Source organism: Acetobacter syzygii, from assembly GCF_000964225.1.
Classification (GTDB): domain Bacteria; phylum Pseudomonadota; class Alphaproteobacteria; order Acetobacterales; family Acetobacteraceae; genus Acetobacter; species Acetobacter syzygii.
The window spans coordinates 1-17,090 of sequence record NZ_BAMZ01000013.1; the positions used below are offsets into that span (position 1 = coordinate 1).

General features: G+C 55.5%; 18 protein-coding genes, 1 tRNA gene and 1 pseudogene. 12 read left to right on the top strand and 8 right to left on the bottom strand.

Annotation, left to right across the window (positions count from 1 at the left end):
* Positions 1-1,419 (bottom strand): autotransporter outer membrane beta-barrel domain-containing protein (locus Absy_RS05775; RefSeq protein ID WP_048853801.1); only part of this gene is annotated, 1,419 nt, incomplete at its 3' end.
* A gap of 825 nt (positions 1,420-2,244) precedes the next feature.
* Here Absy_RS05775 and Absy_RS12605 point away from each other — a divergent pair.
* The 12 genes and pseudogenes from Absy_RS12605 to Absy_RS13005 form a co-directional block, all read left to right on the top strand.
* Positions 2,245-4,269 (top strand): VapE domain-containing protein, encoded by a 2,025-nt coding sequence (locus Absy_RS12605; RefSeq protein WP_219810132.1) that lies wholly within the window; start codon positions 2,245-2,247, stop codon positions 4,267-4,269.
* A gap of 65 nt (positions 4,270-4,334) precedes the next feature.
* Complete coding sequence (locus Absy_RS12995) at positions 4,335-4,541, top strand: hypothetical protein (protein ID WP_048853802.1); 207 nt, start codon at positions 4,335-4,337, stop codon at positions 4,539-4,541.
* The gene (locus tag Absy_RS13000) at positions 4,538-4,807 is read left to right on the top strand and encodes an HNH endonuclease (RefSeq protein ID WP_048853803.1); all 270 of its coding nucleotides are present in this window, start codon (positions 4,538-4,540) and stop codon (positions 4,805-4,807) included. Before Absy_RS12995 ends, Absy_RS13000 begins: the two co-directional genes overlap by 4 nt.
* Complete coding sequence (locus Absy_RS05795) at positions 4,807-5,136, top strand: hypothetical protein (protein WP_048853804.1); 330 nt, start codon at positions 4,807-4,809, stop codon at positions 5,134-5,136. The genes Absy_RS13000 and Absy_RS05795 overlap by 1 nt, the downstream gene beginning before the upstream one ends.
* A gap of 77 nt (positions 5,137-5,213) precedes the next feature.
* Positions 5,214-6,848, top strand: coding sequence for a terminase large subunit (locus Absy_RS05800; RefSeq protein ID WP_048853805.1), 1,635 nt, complete (start codon positions 5,214-5,216; stop codon positions 6,846-6,848).
* Between the two features lie 246 nt (positions 6,849-7,094).
* Positions 7,095-7,574 carry a hypothetical protein gene (locus tag Absy_RS05805; protein ID WP_048853806.1) on the top strand — a complete coding sequence of 160 codons (480 nt, stop codon included), beginning with the start codon at positions 7,095-7,097 and terminating at the stop codon, positions 7,572-7,574.
* Between the two features lie 101 nt (positions 7,575-7,675).
* A complete protein-coding gene (locus Absy_RS05810; protein WP_048853807.1) occupies positions 7,676-8,239 on the top strand; it encodes a hypothetical protein in 564 nt (187 codons plus the stop codon).
* Positions 8,236-9,528 (top strand): phage major capsid protein, encoded by a 1,293-nt coding sequence (locus Absy_RS05815; protein ID WP_048853808.1) that lies wholly within the window; start codon positions 8,236-8,238, stop codon positions 9,526-9,528. The genes Absy_RS05810 and Absy_RS05815 overlap by 4 nt, the downstream gene beginning before the upstream one ends.
* Complete coding sequence (locus Absy_RS05820; RefSeq protein ID WP_048853809.1) at positions 9,525-10,061, top strand: HK97 family phage prohead protease; 537 nt, start codon at positions 9,525-9,527, stop codon at positions 10,059-10,061. Before Absy_RS05815 ends, Absy_RS05820 begins: the two co-directional genes overlap by 4 nt.
* The gene (locus Absy_RS05825) at positions 10,058-11,182 is read left to right on the top strand and encodes a phage portal protein (protein ID WP_048853810.1); all 1,125 of its coding nucleotides are present in this window, start codon (positions 10,058-10,060) and stop codon (positions 11,180-11,182) included. The genes Absy_RS05820 and Absy_RS05825 overlap by 4 nt, the downstream gene beginning before the upstream one ends.
* Positions 11,179-11,457: a helix-turn-helix transcriptional regulator gene (locus Absy_RS05830; protein ID WP_048853811.1), complete on the top strand. Its 279-nt coding sequence runs from the start codon at positions 11,179-11,181 to the stop codon at positions 11,455-11,457. Before Absy_RS05825 ends, Absy_RS05830 begins: the two co-directional genes overlap by 4 nt.
* Before the next feature lie 446 nt (positions 11,458-11,903).
* A pseudogene (locus Absy_RS13005) lies at positions 11,904-12,443 on the top strand (tyrosine-type recombinase/integrase); the annotation flags it as partial.
* Positions 12,444-12,582: 139 nt separating this feature from the next.
* On the opposite strand, the gene Absy_RS05840 reads toward Absy_RS13005, so the two are convergent.
* From Absy_RS05840 to hisG, 7 genes are all read right to left on the bottom strand, one after another.
* Positions 12,583-12,658, bottom strand: a tRNA-Phe gene (locus Absy_RS05840).
* Between the two features lie 56 nt (positions 12,659-12,714).
* Positions 12,715-12,900 (bottom strand): DNA gyrase inhibitor YacG, encoded by a 186-nt coding sequence (locus tag Absy_RS05845; RefSeq protein WP_048853812.1) that lies wholly within the window; start codon positions 12,898-12,900, stop codon positions 12,715-12,717.
* Entirely contained in the window at positions 12,900-13,982 is a 1,083-nt protein-coding gene (locus tag Absy_RS05850; RefSeq protein WP_146802635.1) for a ribonuclease E/G, read from the bottom strand. The genes Absy_RS05845 and Absy_RS05850 overlap by 1 nt, the downstream gene beginning before the upstream one ends.
* Positions 13,979-14,611 (bottom strand): Maf family protein, encoded by a 633-nt coding sequence (locus tag Absy_RS05855; RefSeq protein WP_048853813.1) that lies wholly within the window; start codon positions 14,609-14,611, stop codon positions 13,979-13,981. Before Absy_RS05855 ends, Absy_RS05850 begins: the two co-directional genes overlap by 4 nt.
* Before the next feature lie 2 nt (positions 14,612-14,613).
* On the bottom strand, positions 14,614-14,832 hold the full coding sequence (gene infA, locus Absy_RS05860) for a translation initiation factor IF-1 (protein ID WP_003623225.1): 219 nt from the start codon (positions 14,830-14,832) through the stop codon (positions 14,614-14,616).
* Between the two features lie 69 nt (positions 14,833-14,901).
* The gene (gene hisD, locus Absy_RS05865; protein WP_048853814.1) at positions 14,902-16,215 is read right to left on the bottom strand and encodes a histidinol dehydrogenase; all 1,314 of its coding nucleotides are present in this window, start codon (positions 16,213-16,215) and stop codon (positions 14,902-14,904) included.
* Positions 16,216-16,237: 22 nt separating this feature from the next.
* A complete protein-coding gene (gene hisG, locus Absy_RS05870) occupies positions 16,238-16,963 on the bottom strand; it encodes an ATP phosphoribosyltransferase (RefSeq protein ID WP_048853815.1) in 726 nt (241 codons plus the stop codon).
* Positions 16,964-17,090: the final 127 nt, after the last annotated feature.

Below are 17,090 nucleotides of genomic sequence, written 5' to 3' on the forward strand. Positions count from 1 at the left end.
CAGGGTTGCGGTGCCGCTCTGGTTGGCGAGTGTCTGAAGGAGTGAGGCATTTTGTGCCGTGAGCGTGCCAGTGTTGGTTGTGGTGCCATTCACGGAGCTGGCATCGATGGTCAAAATTTTTGAGTTGGCGATATTTCCATTTACCTGAGATTGCGAACTGATGTTTACAGTTCCAGATGATGTTATGTTTCCAGACATTTTTGAAGAATCTTTAAGGTTGAAGATTCCTGCGTCAGTATTTGTGAGATCCCCGTTTAGGGTGGATTTGCTTTTTAAATCGATTGTTCCAGAGTTTGTAATGAATTTATTGAATACTGCTCCAGTAGAGGTCTGTATGACACTCGATTGTAAATTAATGATAGACCCATCAATCGTGCCATTAACAAGTAATGATCCTGTATTAAGCACATTGCCGGTAATTTTTCCTCCGGCTGTGATTGTCGTGGGGTTTGCGGCACTGGAATTGTTAACAAACCGACCGGCAAGTGAACCGGATAGAATGAGTGCTCCGCTAGAACTAACAGTTGTGGCACCCGTATATGAATTTGTGCCTGTAAAATATTGAGTGCCACTACCAATGGAAACAGTCCCTGTTCCAGACATGTTGCCAGAGTAAACGGTGTTGTTGGCCCGGTTGATTGTAAATATACCATCTACCGTTCCATTTGCGCTACCGGACAGGGAGTTAACATTCCCACCGTTAATTTTGAATGTTCCGCCTTTTGCATCCAGATTACCTAAAATATAAGACCACTGGCCAGATAATGTTAACGTTCCACTATTGTTGACAACATTCCCAACAATGGAAGCGCCTTGATTTAAATTTAAATCGCCATAGTTGGTAATGCCACCATTGACGGATGAATTGGTTGTAAAAGTGCCAGTGGCATTGTTTGTAAGACTACCCATAATCATGGATGAGGTAATGCTGGCAGTCCCTGAATTGATAAAACTCCCATAAAAAGAGCCAGACTGACTGGTAAAGTTAGCGTTTTGAGCGTTGGTAATATTGTAAACATTTGTGGAATTAAAAGTCATTGTACCAGCATTGTTGATGTCCAGAGCAACACCAGATTTGCTTGTAACTGTGCCAGAGCTCAGATTGGTAATGTTGCCAGCAACCCCGTTGGTGATGGATAATTGCCCGGAGTTGATGATATCGGTTGTGCTGCCAGAATTGTTAAAGATATTGTTGTTCGTCGTTAGTCCGTAAATATAACCTGAACTTCCTACATTAACTGTTCCATTGTTTGTTATGGTTATATTTTCGCTATCATTTACATTGTAGGTATCATTCTGGTTTACGGTATAGTCGGCAGCAAAAGATTGGTTGGATATAAACAGAGAACTCGCAAAAAGATAAAACCTGAAGCTTTTAAATCTTATTTTTTGAGGAAAAATAAAGAATTTTTCTAGCATGATGCGTTCTCCTGGCGTACGCACAGTCAAATAATTACAACATGCTTAAAAATAATTAATTAATAATTCCATAATAACAATTTATATAATTATAGTTATGATATTATTTTACTAACTATGTTTGTGTTTAATAAATAAATATATTTGTTCATTTTTTATTTACATACGGTTTGTTTTTGAATTGTATATTTTTTGGAATGTGGGTGAATAATTCAATGATGAGGTAATTAAAATTTTTTGGGAAAAATTAAGGAATAATAAGTAAACATCATGATCTGTTTAAAAATGTATGAGCAGGTGGCATTGGCTTCTGGTGCAAAATGGGGCCAATCTAGAACGAGCAGCTTTATTGTTCATGAGGGAGTATCATACGGCTCATCATCACCTCACATTAATGAGAGGGAGAGCAGGCTCAAACAAAGTTCCAGAGTCCCCCGTAAAAGGCTGAACTCAGAAAGTCAGGGAAGCAAACCCATTATGGGTATTATGCGCAGGGAAGCGGAGAGTCGTCTGCAAGCCCCTGGTGCTGCTTGATAAGGCGGCAGCATGTTTCATTGGTGGCCAAGCGCAAATGCTGCCATGCTTGGATAAGATCAGTTTGGGAGGAATAGACACATCAGGTTTGTAGGCACAAAAAGGCTCTACAGCATGTTAAACCAGATTGTCATGGAAGTTGCAGTTTTCTGCAATATAATGGTGCCCAAGACCGGCCTCGCTAAGCCCAATAAAAACAAATAGTTACGGCATGGTGGGGCAGAATTTCCACCACCTTTTTCCGTTACTTTTTGGCAGGTTTGTCCCACGCATTAACCGTGGTGCGACTCTATGACAGCCGCCGGGAAGAGTGCCTTCAAGGCCTGTATGCGAGACGTGGCACTTGCTCTGCTGGGCGAGCCGACAACAGAGTCCACCAGGGACGAATTGAGGTTCGGAAGCGGGCGGGGCAGTCTGGCTGTGGACCTTCGCAAAGGCGTGTGGTGCGATGCCGGTAATCCCGATCTGGGCGGCGGTGTCATTGCCCTGGTCATGCACGTCAAGAACGTGGAAAAGCCGGAAGCCCTGCAATGGCTGACCGATAACGGCTATCTGGAAAAGCAGACACGCCAGCCGCGCACCAAAGGCCAGATTGTCCAGACTTACGACTATGTGAGCGAGGACGGTGAGCTTTTGTTCCAGGTCTGCCGGATGGACCCGAAGGATTTTCGCCAGCACAAACCTGTTGCCGGGGGCAAATGGTCATGGTCAACCAAAGGTGAGCGGCGGGTCCTTTACCGCCTGCCTGCCGTCCTTCAAGCCGTCCAGTCTGGCCAGCCTGTCTATATCGTGGAAGGTGAGAAATCAGCCCAACGGCTGGCCGAACTGGGCTTGGTCGCCACATGCAGCCCCGGCGGGGCAGGCAAGTGGAAGCCTGACTATGCAACCAGCCTGCGCGGTGCGGATGTGCTCATTCTGCCAGACAATGACGCACCAGGACGAGACCATGCCAACCGGGTAGCCAAAGCATTGCACGGAACAGCCCAGCGGGTGCGCCTGGTTAACCTGCCCGATCTGCCACCCAAAGGGGATGTGTGGGACTGGCTGGAAGCAGGGCATAGTATGCAGGAGTTGTTGGCTCTTGTGGATGCCGCAGAAAGCTATGACCCTGCCGCCGTGGAACCAAGCGAAATCCTATCACCCGACTGGCTGGACATGTGCCTGCGTGATGATCGCGGGCAGCCCATTCCCAACGTGGCCAACGTCCTGCTGGCATTGCGTGCTGACCCTGCTTATTCGGGCCTGTTCGCATACAACCAGATGGTGTGTTTGCCATACTTGATGCAACCTTTCGGCCCGCAGGCGGAGCCGTTCTCGCCCCGTCCTGTCACTGACGAGGATGTGACCCATGTGCAGGAACGCTTGCAGATTGCGGGCTTACGCCGGGTTAGCAAGGAAATCATGCACCAGGGCGTCAATTGCGTTGCTGCTGAACGGGCATACCATCCCGTGCGGGACTACCTGAAAGGGCTGCAATGGGACGGCATACCCCGGCTTGATACATGGCTGACCGATTACCTTGGGGCAGACCTGACACAATACAACCAAGGCATCGGGCGCATGTTCATGATTGCAATGGTTGCCCGCATCTTCAAACCCGGCTGTAAGGCCGATTACATGATGGTGCTGGAAGGCTTGCAGGGTGCCAGAAAATCCACGGCCTGCGCCATTCTTGGTGGAGACTGGTATTCAGACGGTATGCCCGACCTGAAAACCGGCAAGGACGTGCAGATGCACCTGCGCGGCAAGTGGTTGCTGGAAATTGCCGAACTATCCGCACTGGGCAAAGCCGAGAATGAAATGCTCAAGCATTTTATCACCAGAACAACCGAGCGGTTTCGTCCACCCTTTGGGCGGTGTGAGGTTATTGAACAGCGGCAATGCCTGTTTGTCGGCACCACCAACAAAGCCGTCTACCTGTCTGATGAGACAGGCGGACGCCGATATTGGCCCGTCAAGACAGGCGAAATTTCCATAAAGGAACTGGCTGCCGACCGAGACCAGCTATTTGCCGAGGCTGTTCGGGCATTTGGTCATGGTGAGCAATGGTGGCCGGATAGTGATTTTGAGAAAACTTTCATCAACCCCGAACAGGAAGCCCGGTTTGAGGTGGATGAATGGGAAGGGCTGATTGCCGCATACCTGAGCAGTCGCCAGCGCGTCACCATACTGAATGTGGCTTATGACGCATTATTCTTTGAAAACAAGAAGGTAGGAACGTCTGAACAGCGCCGTATTGCCAAAATCATGGAACGCCTCGGATGGAAACGCGGCCTTCGTGGGACCGGTGGAGTGAGGTTTTGGGAGAAATCATGATGCGATCAAACCCGCCAATTAGTGACGCAGTGACGCACAGTGACGCACTTTCCTATAGAGAACCCATGCGTATGCGCGCGCACCCGCACATAAAACCCTTCTATAAAGAAGTGCGTCACTGTGCGTCACTGCGTCACTCAAACAACCTAAATGATCTGGCCAACGCGGTGCAGCGTCTGACCATAGACCGGCGCGATCCTGAGAAGTTCCACATGGACAAGTCCGAGATTGTGGCCGCCTTGCGCCGCATGGCACGGACCACAAAGCCATGACGGATTTCTACAAAACAGCGTTCTGGAAGCGCCTGCGTGCGGCCTGCCTCAAGCGTGACCGCAAATGCACAACGCCCGGCTGCACTGAACTCGCCGTGGTTGCTGACCATATTGTGCCACGCTCCAAGGGTGGCGCGGATACTCTGGAAAACCTGCGCGGCCTGTGCATCCGACACCACAACATGCGCCGTCACGGGAACGAACCATACCTCAAGGGCTGCAATGCCAAAGGCCAGCCGGCAGACCCAAACCATTGGTGGAATTGATGACAACAGACCTGACCAAAACTCTGACTGCCGACCTGACAGCCCAGGACGCTACGGTAGACGCCACGCGCATTGCCAGCGCACTAGCCCAGGCATGGGGCATTGCATCCGACTATTGCGGGCAGGACCTGAGCGCACTGGACCCAACACCCCAGACCATTGCCCGCACGGTGATGGACATTGCAGCAGCCATTTACCACCAAGCTGGCCGTGACCGCTCCATAACCGAGGACCAGACCGAAGGTGTGGGCGCAACCAGCTTTGGCCTTGCCGCATGGGCGGACCAACTGACCAACCTTGACCCTTGGCGCGGCTTTCATGTGGCCTGAAAATCTCTCAGGGCTGTGGGGGTGCGACCGTATGGGGGTCAAAAAAATAGTTAGTTCTGAATTGAGGTTTTGAAAAAATGGGCCTTCGTGGACCCGGTGCAAAGCCGGTATCACCCCGCAAGACTGCCAAGGTGCTTCCTCTGTTCGGCACTTCACTCGAAAGCACCCGGCAACCATCCATCCATGACCAGCCACTTGAAGGCGATACGCGGGCGGAGCGGCTGATCTGCTGGATTGAACGCCTGACCGTGACCAGTGGCGCACTGGCCGATGAACCCATGCGCCTGGACGAATGGCAAAAAGACATCATCCGCGCCTTGTATGATACCGATGCGGACGGCCTGCGCTATGTCCGCACAGGCGTTATCAGCATGGGCCGCAAGAACGGCAAAACCGGTTTGGCCTCCGCACTGGCGCTGGCGCACCTGTGCGGACCGGAGGCTGTAAAACGCGGGCAGGTCCTGAGTGCGGCGGCGGATCGCGGGCAGGCGTCCATCGTGTTTGACGAAATGACGGCTTTTGCCCTGGAACAACCACACCTTGCAGCGCGCCTGGTCGTTCGTGCCTTCAACAAAACCGTGGAAGATGCCGTGACCGGTTCGGTCTACAAGGCACTGTCAGCCGATGCCCGCAAGGCACATGGCCTGTCGCCAACCTTCGCTATTGCGGACGAGGTTGCCCAGTGGAAAGGCCGGGACCTGTTCGACGCCCTCAAAACCGGCGGCGGCGCACATCGGGAGAGCCTGCTTCTGGGCATTTCCACCCGGTCGCCCGATACGAACAACCCGCTGGAAGAACTGCTGCGCTATGGTGCCAGCGTGGCGGACGGCACGTTCCCTGACCGCACCTTCAAAAGCTTTGTCTGGTCCGCACCGATGGATGCAGACCCGTGGGCGGAAGAAACATGGCGCATGGCCAACCCGGCGCTGGGGACGTTCCGCAGTCTGGAGGATGTTCGCAGCCAAGCCATGCAGGCCATGCGTGTGCCATCGCAGGAGGCCGCCTTCCGTGCCTACACCCTCAACCAGCCCGTGGCGGCTGACGTGCGCTTCCTGCGCCCGGATGACTGGGACGCCTGCGCGGGAGAGGCGGATGCCGTCGGGCCGTGCTTCTGTGGGCTTGATCTGGCCGCAGGGGCGGGCGACCTGACCGCATTCAGTTTCTACTGGCCTGAGACTGGCAAGCTGACCGTCAAGGCGTTCCTGCCCAGTGAGCTGGTGCAAGCCAAGCAGGCGGAAGACCACGCGCCCTATGCCGAATGGGCCTCCGCCGGACTGATAGAACTCATTCCAGGGCGGGCGATAGACCGCGCATGGTTGGCGGTATGGATTGCCCAGGCCATAGACGGGCTGGATGTGGTTGCCATTGGGTCCGACCGCTGGTGCCTGTCAGATTTTCTGGCAGTCTGTGACCGCGAGGGCATTACCCTGCCAATGGTGCCGGTCGGAATGGGATTTAAGGACCAGTCGCCTGCCATTACTGCGTTCGAGACGGTGGTGCTGCAAGGCACACTCAAGCACGCAGGCAACCCGCTCCTGCGCTGGGCTGTCAGTAACGCGGCGCTGGACATGGACCCAGCGGGCAACCGCAAGCTGTCCAAACAACGCGCCCGTGGCCGTATTGATCCGCTTGTGGCCAGCGTGGTGGCCGTAGGGCTGGCCGCACGGGAACCTGCTGAGGAAGAATTATTTTTTGACGTGATCGCCTTGTGATGTTGACACCAGACTCCGGCTTTGGCAGGTTCAGCAACGGAGCTGATAACTCCTGACGCTGTAGCGGGCACTGCACGAAAGCAGTCATCCGCATAATAGAATTCGCTCCGGGGGCGATGAGGGTATGTCCAGAGGGCAACCTTAAAGCCTCACCGGCCTGACTACAGCCAGGTTTATCACCCCCGGAGTCTGTGCGGCCTGATAACCGCACCGGCTCTGGCAATCTAGCTGTAGGAGCCGCACGTCATGCGCTCATTGTCTCGCCGTGAAATTTTCCCCACACTCGGAGCCACCGCGCTGGCAGGCATCGCCGCCGCCGGACTGGCCAAACCCGAAACCCTGGCCGCCGCGCCTAAAGCGAAGCCGCTCCTCACATCCGAGGAACGGCTTATAGCGCTGTGCGAAGAATTCATCAGGATGGAATTCGCAGTGAATGCAGTGCACGCAACTTGCGACACCTTTGAGCAGGAAAAGGCTGTAGAGCCAAAGCTGGAAGCTCTCTATGCTCAGGAAAGAAAAATATTCGATCAAATAGAGGCGATAAAAGCCACGACCCTAAAAGGATTTATCGCAAAAGCACGTGCCTTTGCTGCGTGGGATAGAGGCAATTATCTGTCCAGAGATAGCGGAAACTGGGACATAGCTATGATCGGCAACATTATGCAGGAGCTAATTGCCCTCGGTCCTAAAGACAACCTGGCCGAACTTTGCCCAACGATTGCCTGACGCCAGTTAGGGTAAAATTGTCCCACCTTTGTTCTTGCAAAATACAAAAGGGTAATGTTTACCTTATGGCATAAGGTTAACGATTACCTTTTGAGGGCAATATGACATTTGAAGACAAAATCCACGAACCCCAGTTCACTACCAAACAGGCAAGTGAAGCCACTGGCGTAAACTGGGAAACCATGCGCGGCTGGATAAAGCGGAAAATCATTCTGGCCAAACCCGAAGACGATGTTCGCGGGGTAAAAGCGCAAGGGTCGCCCTATCTGCTGAGCTTTGCGAGCATCATGCAGATTGCCATTACTGCAAAGCTTGATGAACTGGGCATTCCGCCGTCTCGTGGCGGTGCCATCGCCTTGGAATTCACCCACATGGGCGAAGGCAAAGCAGTGTGGGTTGGTGAGCCGGAAAGCTCAGTATATCCCGATCCCCGCCGTCCTGGTCGTTTGTTTGGCGGTAACCGCCTCACATTCCTTGCTGCGTATGCTGGCGAACAGTTTGGCTATGTCTTTGATGCCGCTGGTATGAAGGATGAGCGCTTTTTCAATAAGCTGTTCTTTCCAGAAGGTGTGCAGACGAACCGTGTGCAGGTCGCTGCCGTGGTGTGGATAGACCCAATTTTCATTGACCTGAAATACCGTCTCGATACTGGAGAAAACGCATGACATTGCGAGAAATGCAGGCCCGCAAAACAGAAATTGCGACTGAACTGCGCGCCTTGAACACAGCCAACCCGGACGCTCTACCAGCGGAAGCACAAACCCGCTGGACGGAACTGTCCACCGAACTGACCACACTGGAAGCCCGTATGGCTCGCCAGACACAGATTGACGATCTGGACCGCACCGCACCTGCCAACCGCGTAGGCGGCGGCGCACCCACCCAGCCGGAAATCCGGGTTGCCGGTTTTGATCTGCCAGCACAAACCCCTGAAGGTTTTGACGGTCTGTTCCTGCGTAGCCAGGACGGGCAGAGTGTCCCGGTTCTGGAAGCCCGGCATAACCTTGCCAGCTTCCTGCCTGCCACGGAAAGCCGCGCACAGGAACTCGGCCTTGGTGGTTTCCTGCGCGCACTCTACCGTGGCCCGCAGACGGAACTTGAACGCCGCGTCATGTCCGAAAGCTCCATTGGTTCCGGCGGTGCATTGGTGCCAGTTCCGGTTGCCGCGGGCATCCTTGATGAACTGCGCGCCGCCACGGTCTCCTTTCGGGCAGGATGCCGCACGGTTCCCATGTCCAGCCAAAGCCTGACCTTTGGACGCCTGACCAAAACACCCGTGGGGGCATGGCGTGCGGAAAACGCGGCCATTGTCGAGGACGAAAGCACCTTTGACCAGGTGAAAATGACCGCCAAGTCATGGGCGTTGCGCTGCAAGATCAGCCGCGAACTGCTCGAAGATGGGCAGAATGTGGATAGCATCATCCGCACGGCTTTTGCCGCATCGGGCGCACTGGCGCTGGATCAGGCCATTCTGTTCGGTGACGGCACAGCCAACAGCCCAACCGGCATTGTCAATACGGCAGGTATCCAGACAGCAGCCCTTAACGGCAAGCTGAGCAATTGGGACCCGATGCTGGACGGTGTGCTTGATCTGGAAAACGTGAACGCGGGCAAGGTGTCGGCCATGATTATGGCGCCGCGCACCAACCGGGCAATTCGCGGTTTCAAGGATGCCAACGGCAACCCGCTTTCCGCCCCGGCTGACGTTTCCTCCATTCCGCGCCTGACCACTACGTCAGTTCCTGTTGACCAGGGCACAGACAAGAATGCCAGCAGCATTGTCATGGGTGATTTTAGCCAGGTCTACGTTGGAATGCGGACCAGCCTGCAAATCAGCGTCCTGAACGAACTGTATGCCGAAAACGGACAGATCGGCTTTGTGGCATGGATGCGGGCGGATGTGCTGGTGGTGCGGCCCCAAACCCTGCTAACCCTGACAGGCATCACCCCATGACCCGCGTGACCAGCTTCGTGGAAAGGCGTTCGTGCAGCGTGGAATTCCGCGCTGCCGGTCGCAAACTGGAAGGCTACGCCGCCGTGTTCGGTGTTTCGGCTCCTATCGGGAATTTTTCCGAAAGCATCCGTTCCGGCGCATTTGCCAACTCACTTTTCTCAAAGCCGGATATTCTGGCTCTGGTAGATCATGACCCAACCCGACTGTTGGGCCGCACGGCGTCCGGCTCCCTCAAACTGAGGGAGGATACTTACGGCCTGCATTTTGAACTTGCCGTGCCGGACACTCAACTAGGCCATGACGTCCTGGCACTGGCGGAGCGGCGCGATCTGGGCGGCATGTCCTTTGGCTTTCGGGTGCAGGAGGACGAATGGAGCGGGACAGACAAGCGCGAGTTGCTTGAAGTCGATCTGGTGGAAATTTCCGTAGTGCAGGCTTTCCCTGCCTACGGTGACACCAGCATATCCGCCCGAAGCCGTCAGGCTGGCATGACCCCGGAGCAGCGCCGCCGCTTCTTGGAGACGATCAGATGAGTTTTCTTGACCGTCTGCTGGGTCGCACCGAAAAGCGCGATAGCGTTGCTGCCGAACCCGTCATGCCCAGCCTGTGGTTTCCGCGCGGTCCCGGCAATCCAGAAGGACTGTCAACCGTTCTGGCCTGTGTCAACGCCATTGGCAGCGGCATAGGGTCGCTGGACGTGTTTGTTTACAACACGTCCGGTAACACCCGCACGGAAGCCCCCAGCCATCCCGTGGCGCGGCTGATACGTCAGCCCAACCGCACCCAGACATGGCCCGATCTGGTAGAATGGGTCATGGGCAGCGTGCTGCTGACCGGCAATGCGGTGCTTGTGGTGGATTATGACGGGGCAGGGCGTCCGTCTGGTCTAACACCCGTTCCGTGGCAATGTGTCCAGGTAGACCGGCTGGCATCCGGTCGCCTACGTTACACCGTGGTTGCATGGCAGGGCATAACCCGCACTTATCTGGACGACGAAGTATTCCACCTGCGCGATCGTTCGGACGATGGCCTTGTCGGCCGCAGTCGTTTGAGCAGGGCAAGGGACGTGCATATGGGTGCGGCCGCCTTGCAGGATTACAGCCTGTCCATGTGGCAAAATCAGGCCACTCCTAGCGGCATCATCACTTTCGAGACAGCCCGCCCTGGCAAGGACGCCATAGACGATCTGAAAGAGGAAGTGCGGAGCAAATTCTCCGGCACCGGCAATGCTCGCCAGGTCATGGTTATGTCCAACGGCATGAAGTGGCAGTCCATCGGTATCAGCCCCGAGGATGCGGAAGCGCTGGAAAGCCGCAAATTCAGCGTGCAGGAGCTTTGCCGGGTCTATGGTGTTCCACCACCGATCGTGCAGGATTACAGCAACAACACATTCACGAACGCAGCACAGGCCAGCTTGTGGTTCGCCACCAACACGCTGCTGCCTTGGGCGCGCAAGATAGAGGCGGAGTTCAAACGCTCGGTCTTTGGTGCATCCAGTCCGTTCGAGATGCACATAGATCTGTCCAGCCTGATGCGTGGTGACTACGCCACCCGCTGGCAGTCTTACGGCATCGCCATTCAGAACCAAATCCTGACCGTAAATGAGATACGTGAGCAGGAAGGATACAACCCCAAACAGGAGGATGCAGCGTGAAATCGCGATATGACCATTTGCCGCCGGGGCTTTTGCCAATCTTTCTGAGGCGTCAAGCTGCATCTGCATTTTTTGATGTGAGTGAAACAACTTTTGACAAGATGGTGGAACAAGGTCTGGTGCCAAGACCTGTTCGGGTTGGTTCCATTTCTCTTTGGTTTCGTCCTGCTCTTGTTTCTGCTGCTGCTAAAATGACCGGGACTGATCTGCAATATTCTGCACAAGCTGAAACGCAGGAAGCGCCAAATGAATGGGATGCGATTGTCGGAAAATGATACAGATAAAGCGGCGCTATAAATACGTATCAGAAGATACAGACCGGCATGGCAACGTGCGGGTTTATCTGCGCCGTCCCGGTTTTCGGAAAGTGCGGCTGCACCAGATGCCAGGCACACCGGAGTTTGACGAGGAATACCGCATGGCTATGGCGGGAGAAATTCTGCCAGCACCAAGTAAAGAAGTCATTATACCGGGTAGTTTCCGTGATCTGTGTGTTCGTTACTATGGTTCTGGTATGTTTGCGCGGCTGGACGCTCGCACCCAATACGTGCGCCGTGGCGTTCTCGATGGATTGAGCGAACGGTGCGGTTCTTTTCAGGTCGCTACTATCATGCCTAAACATGTGCTGGCTTTGCGAGACTCAAAAGAAGGTAAACCAGAGGCTGGGAATGGTATTCTGAAAGCATTACGCCAGCTTTTTTCCTACGGTGTTCAGGTTGGGATGCTAGGCAAAAATCCGGCGGCCGATGTATCTTATATTCCGTCATCTGGAACAGGCTTTCATAGCTGGACCCCAGAAGAGATACAGAAATTTGAGCAGGCGCATCCGGTAGGCTCTCAAGCCCGTTTGGCCTTGGCTCTATTGCTTTACACAGGCCAGCGCCGGAGTGACGTTGTGCGGTTTGGAATGAAGGATACCAGAGAGGGTTTCCTGACATTCACCCAAGTAAAGAACGGCAAAAAGAAGCCTGTTACCCTGACGCTACCACTTTTCCCTGAACTGTTGCGGATAATCGATGCCACACCAGGCGCGATGGAAGGTGAAACCTTTATCCTCAACGCCTATGGTAAACCATACACGGCGGAAAGTTTCGGCAACCGTTTCCGCGACTGGTGCAATGAAGCAGGCTTGCCACATTGTGCATCACACGGCTTACGCAAGGCAGCAGCAGTACGTTTAGCTGAACTGGGATGCACAGCTCATGAGATCGCCGCTGTCACCGGTCATAGATCACTGAAAGAGGTTCAACGCTACACGTTAGCAGCCGACCAGAAGCGGCTGGCAGCGAGTGCGTTCGCACGGATGCAGGGACACCAAATGTCCCACAATAATGCGGAAAATGCAGAGTGGGACGAAAAGCGTCCAAAACTCATTGAAATTAAAGGGGGAAGAAATGAGATGGTGCCCAAGACCGGGATCGAACCAGTGACACTGCGATTTTCAGTCGCATGCTCTACCAACTGAGCTACTTGGGCACCGCAAGCCTTGCGGCGTGAGAGAGGATTTATCTCAGCTCGCGGTGGAGATCAAGTCATGTTTTGTCATTTATTTCAGCTTTTTCGCTTTCATCCTGCGGAGTGGCCTCTCCGGCAATGCGGTAGTTGCCGCCAAACCAGCGTCCCAGGTCCACATCAGCACAACGCTGGGAGCAAAAAGGGCGGTAGGCGGGAGCCGATGGCTGGCCGCAAATGGGGCATTTGGCTGATTGGGTTGTCATTAATCCTGAACCGTCCATGTAAAGTCAGGCAGAGCAAGGTTTGTGTGCAGGCTTAAGGCATGGCCAAGCTGATGGGCACAGTCCGATAAAGCCTGAGGGTCCTGCTCCAGTGCCCGTATAATACCCGCACCGCCACAAATGCGCTTTGTGTGCGGTGCATGGGCCAGAATATGCTTAAGCACCTGTAGCGCACGTCCGTGCGGGCTGCTTAGCAATTCCGGTAGGGAGGGATAAATACGTGCCCGTACAATTTCAATCAGTCCCAGAGCCGTCACACCCAGACAACGTGGGTTAAGCGGATCAGGCTTGAGGGCTGCATTGACAGGTTCCAGCAATGCCTGCCGCTTGCGGGTGGCAAGTCCTGCCGGATCGATCAGAATGGCGCCGGACAGGTTACGTAGGCGGATCTGGCGCATCAGTGTGGGCAGGGCATCGCGGTTGGCGGCAAATTGGGCTGTTTGTTTGGGGCGGCCCGTTTGTGCGGGTGGGGCATCCATATCAATCGCAATCAGGGCCGGAGTGGGGGTGATGGTGGCTTCCATACCGCCGGGTAAGGGCACCACAGGGTCCTCCAGCGCATCACAGGCTGCTGCGATGCTGTCCGGGTAAGGAGTAAAGCCCTGTTCGCGTCGTTCTCGCAACGTGGGAGGAATATGCGCTGCGGCTGCGGGACTATCCACCACAAGTGTGGCACTTGGCCAGAGGGCCGCAAGTCTGACCAAGGGCGTGGGGCCGGGTGTGATCAGCCCTTTCTGGTCCAGTGGACCGTCCTCTGCCAGCAGGCGCAGGCGCAGACCTTTGCCACCTTGTGCTGCCCTGCTGACCTCAACCCTGACAGCTTGCCCTTCGTTGAGTTTGGGAGCGTTGGATTGCAGAGGTAAAAAGCCACTCAGCTGGGGGGTAAGCGCCACAAAGGCTCCTCCCATCCCCGGTGTGAGTGCTTCTATGCGACCATGGTAGATGCTGCCCACCATGTCTGGCGCTGCGGGGCGCCAGAGTGCAAAGTCCAGCAAGGTATCGTTTTTGGTAACGGCAATGCGCATTTCGCCGGGGAATGTGGCTATGCGCAGGAACAGGCTCACGCTAGCCAGCCACCGGGTTGCCCCCGCAGGAGCTGTGCTGTTTCAAATAACGGCAGGCCAATAACTGCGGATGCACTGCCGGACAGGGCGCGTATAAAACTCGCAGCATGGCCTTGCAGCGCGTAACCACCCGCTTTGCCGGACCAGTCCCCCGCTTCCAGCAGGGCATCGATCTGATAAGCGGTCAGGCGGGAGAAGGTGACAGATGTTTCCACCAGCCGTACGCCATGCCGCCCCTGCGCCCAACTGCTGGTTGGGGTTACAGTAACGGCGGTCAGCACCGTGTGGCGTCTGCCAGATAGTCGTTCAAGGCAAAAGCGTGCGCTTTCCCTGTCTTCCGCTTTGGGCAGAATGCGGCGGCCAAGAGCCACAACGGTATCTGCCGCCAGAACCAGCGCGGGTTCGGCTATGGTGCTGGCAACAAGGCAGGCTTTTTCGGCCGCCATGCGCTGGGCATAGACCCGTGGCACCTCACCTTTGCGTGGTGTTTCATCTATATTGGCAGGTAGAACACGGTCAGGCACAAGCCCGATCTGCTCCAGCAGGGCAATACGGCGGGGGGAGGCGGATGCCAGAACCAGAAGGGGGGCTGTGCTCAGCCCCTCTTGTGTCTGGCTGGAGGAGGTCATGCTTACTTAAAGCGGAAGGTGATACGACCTTTGGACAGGTCATAAGGGGTCATTTCCACATTCACCCGGTCACCCGCCAGAACGCGAATACGGTTCTTGCGCATCTTGCCACTGGTATGGGCGAGAATAACGTGTTCGTTGTCCAGCTTTACGCGGAACATGGCATTAGGCAGCAGTTCTGTGACCGTGCCGCTAAATTCGATCATGTCTTCTTTAGACATTGCATCCTTCGTGTATGTTAAAACTGACGGGAGTCTGGTCAGCAGGTATGGTTGAGGGGCGCTTGGCGGTCAAGCATTAGGTGTTTGTTCTGCCAGAGCATCCAGTCGGGCAGAAACGCTAAGGGCGTGGGCTTGCAGCCCTTCCGCGTGGGCCAACGCCACGGCGGAAGGGCCAATCCGGCGCAGGGCATCTGGCCCGCCGGACAGGAATGTGGTGCGCTTCATAAAGTCGTAAATGGACAGGCCAGAGGCAAAGCGCGCAGTGCGTGATGTGGGCAGAACATGGTTCGGTCCGCCCACGTAATCCCCCACGGCTTCGGGGCAGAAACGGCCAAGGAATGCCGCTCCCGCGTGCCGAACATGCACAAACAGAGCCTCTGGATCGTCCACCATCAGTTCCAGGTGTTCGGGGGCCAGCCGGTTGGCCAGTTCCACGGCTTCCAGCAGATCGCGGGTAATCAGCACGGCCCCATTATGCTCCCAGCTCGCACCGGCAATGGCTGTGCGGGTCAGCACCTTAAGCTCCGCCTCGACTGCTTGAATAACTGTATCAGCAAAGGCTGCATCGGGGGTAATCAAGGTTGCCTGAGCCAGCTCGTCATGCTCGGCCTGAGCCAGCAGGTCGAGGGCGATCAACCGTGGGTCGGACCCCGAATCGGCAATGACCACCACATCGGATGGTCCCGCGATGCTATCAATCCCAACATGGCCAAAAACCTGCCGCTTGGCTTCGGCTACATAGGCGTTGCCGGGGCCAACAATGCGGTCAACAGGGCGAATGGTCTGCGTACCATAAGCCATGGCTCCCACAGCCTGCGCACCGCCAACGCGGTAGATTTCGGTCACACCGGCGCGGTCGGCGGCGGCAAGGACCAGCGGGTTAATAACCCCATCGGGGGTTGGTACGCACATGGCCAGCCGTTTGACGCCTGCAACCTTGGCGGGAATGGCGTTCATCAGCACGGAGGAGGGGTAGGCAGCCTTGCCGCCCGGCACGTACAGCCCGGCTGCATCCAGCGGGATCCAGCGCATCCCCAGTGTCATCCCCACGTCGTCCGTGTAGCGTATGTCCGAGGGAAGCTGTTTTTGGTGGAAGCTCTCAATCCGTCTGGCGGCAACATCCAGCGCATCCAGCAGTTCAGCACTGACCTGCGATTTGGCCTGAGCAATTTCTTCCGCGGTAAAAGCCAGTTTTTCGGGTGTTACGGGCAGGCGGTCAAAGCGTTCGGTCAGGGCGCAAAGGGCGGTATCTCCCTCCTTGCGCACGGAGGCCAGAATATTGGTTACAGGGGTGGTCACTTCCTGCCCCTGTTCTTCCCGGTTGGTCAGCAGTGCTGCAAAAGCACTTTCAAAACCCGCGTCACGCGTATCAAGCCGTTTCATGGAATCCGATCTGCCTTACACATTATTCTGCAGCGGTCGTGGTTCCCGCAAGCGCTGTGCGAAAGCGGGAAAGAATGCCGTCAATCTGGTCCGGTCGGGTTTTCAGCGCCGTGCGGTTAATAATCAGGCGGCTGGAAACCTGCGCAATGGTTTCGACCTCTTTAAGCCCATTGGCACGCAGGGTGGAACCGGTATCCACCAGATCCACAATCAGGCGGGAAAGGCCCAGCATGGGGGCCAGTTCCATGGCACCATGCAAATGCACAATAGTGGCGTTAATGCCGCGTGCGGCAAAAAAGCGGCGGGTAATGGCGGGGTATTTGGTGGCAACCCGTACTTCCGACCAACTGGCCCATTCCTGCGGGTCATGCGGTAGGTGGGCGGGCTGGGCCACGGCAATGCGGCAGGCGCCAATGCCCAGATCAAGCGGTGCATAAATTTCGGGGTAGTCAAATTCCATCAGCACGTCAGAACCGCAAATACCTACCTGTGCACCGCCTGCGGCAACAAAGGTGGCTACGTCAAACGAGCGGACACGGACAATATCCACGCCCGGATCTTCGGTGGAAAAACGCAGCTTGCGGCTGCTATCGCCCAGACAGTCAGCGGAAGGGGCCATGCCCGTACCGGCCATAAGTGGGGTAACGGCTTTGAGAATACGCCCTTTGGGCAGGGCTAGAACCATTTGTCCGTCATGGCCCGAACCAAGCGCGTTTGCGGTCTGGCGGTCTGAAAAGGACTGGTTCATGCAAACTCCGGCAGGCAAGGCATTGAAATGCGGCCTGCTCTCCTAGCACAAGGTAGCCGGGAAGAAAAACCGGCAGCCTGCATTCCGGGTAGAAGAAAATCCCTCCTACCCGGAATGACATGCGGGT

What these genes read in the sequence shown, in the direction of transcription:
- Absy_RS05825 (WP_048853810.1), top strand. Translation starts at nt 10,058, where the DNA reads ATGAGTTTTCTTGACCGTCTGCTGGGTCGCACCGAAAAGCGCGATAGC.
- Absy_RS05805 (WP_048853806.1), top strand. Translation starts at nt 7,095, where the DNA reads ATGCGCTCATTGTCTCGCCGTGAAATTTTCCCCACACTCGGAGCCACC.
- Absy_RS05820 (WP_048853809.1), top strand. Translation starts at nt 9,525, where the DNA reads ATGACCCGCGTGACCAGCTTCGTGGAAAGGCGTTCGTGCAGCGTGGAA.
- Absy_RS05855 (WP_048853813.1), bottom strand. Translation starts at nt 14,611, where the DNA reads ATGACCTCCTCCAGCCAGACACAAGAGGGGCTGAGCACAGCCCCCCTT.
- Absy_RS12995 (WP_048853802.1), top strand. Translation starts at nt 4,335, where the DNA reads ATGCGTATGCGCGCGCACCCGCACATAAAACCCTTCTATAAAGAAGTG.
- Absy_RS05815 (WP_048853808.1), top strand. Translation starts at nt 8,236, where the DNA reads ATGACATTGCGAGAAATGCAGGCCCGCAAAACAGAAATTGCGACTGAA.
- Absy_RS13000 (WP_048853803.1), top strand. Translation starts at nt 4,538, where the DNA reads ATGACGGATTTCTACAAAACAGCGTTCTGGAAGCGCCTGCGTGCGGCC.
- infA (WP_003623225.1), bottom strand. Translation starts at nt 14,832, where the DNA reads ATGTCTAAAGAAGACATGATCGAATTTAGCGGCACGGTCACAGAACTG.
- hisG (WP_048853815.1), bottom strand. Translation starts at nt 16,963, where the DNA reads ATGAACCAGTCCTTTTCAGACCGCCAGACCGCAAACGCGCTTGGTTCG.
- Absy_RS12605 (WP_219810132.1), top strand. Translation starts at nt 2,245, where the DNA reads ATGACAGCCGCCGGGAAGAGTGCCTTCAAGGCCTGTATGCGAGACGTG.
- Absy_RS05795 (WP_048853804.1), top strand. Translation starts at nt 4,807, where the DNA reads ATGACAACAGACCTGACCAAAACTCTGACTGCCGACCTGACAGCCCAG.
- hisD (WP_048853814.1), bottom strand. Translation starts at nt 16,215, where the DNA reads ATGAAACGGCTTGATACGCGTGACGCGGGTTTTGAAAGTGCTTTTGCA.
- Absy_RS05845 (WP_048853812.1), bottom strand. Translation starts at nt 12,900, where the DNA reads ATGACAACCCAATCAGCCAAATGCCCCATTTGCGGCCAGCCATCGGCT.
- Absy_RS05810 (WP_048853807.1), top strand. Translation starts at nt 7,676, where the DNA reads ATGACATTTGAAGACAAAATCCACGAACCCCAGTTCACTACCAAACAG.
- Absy_RS05800 (WP_048853805.1), top strand. Translation starts at nt 5,214, where the DNA reads ATGGGCCTTCGTGGACCCGGTGCAAAGCCGGTATCACCCCGCAAGACT.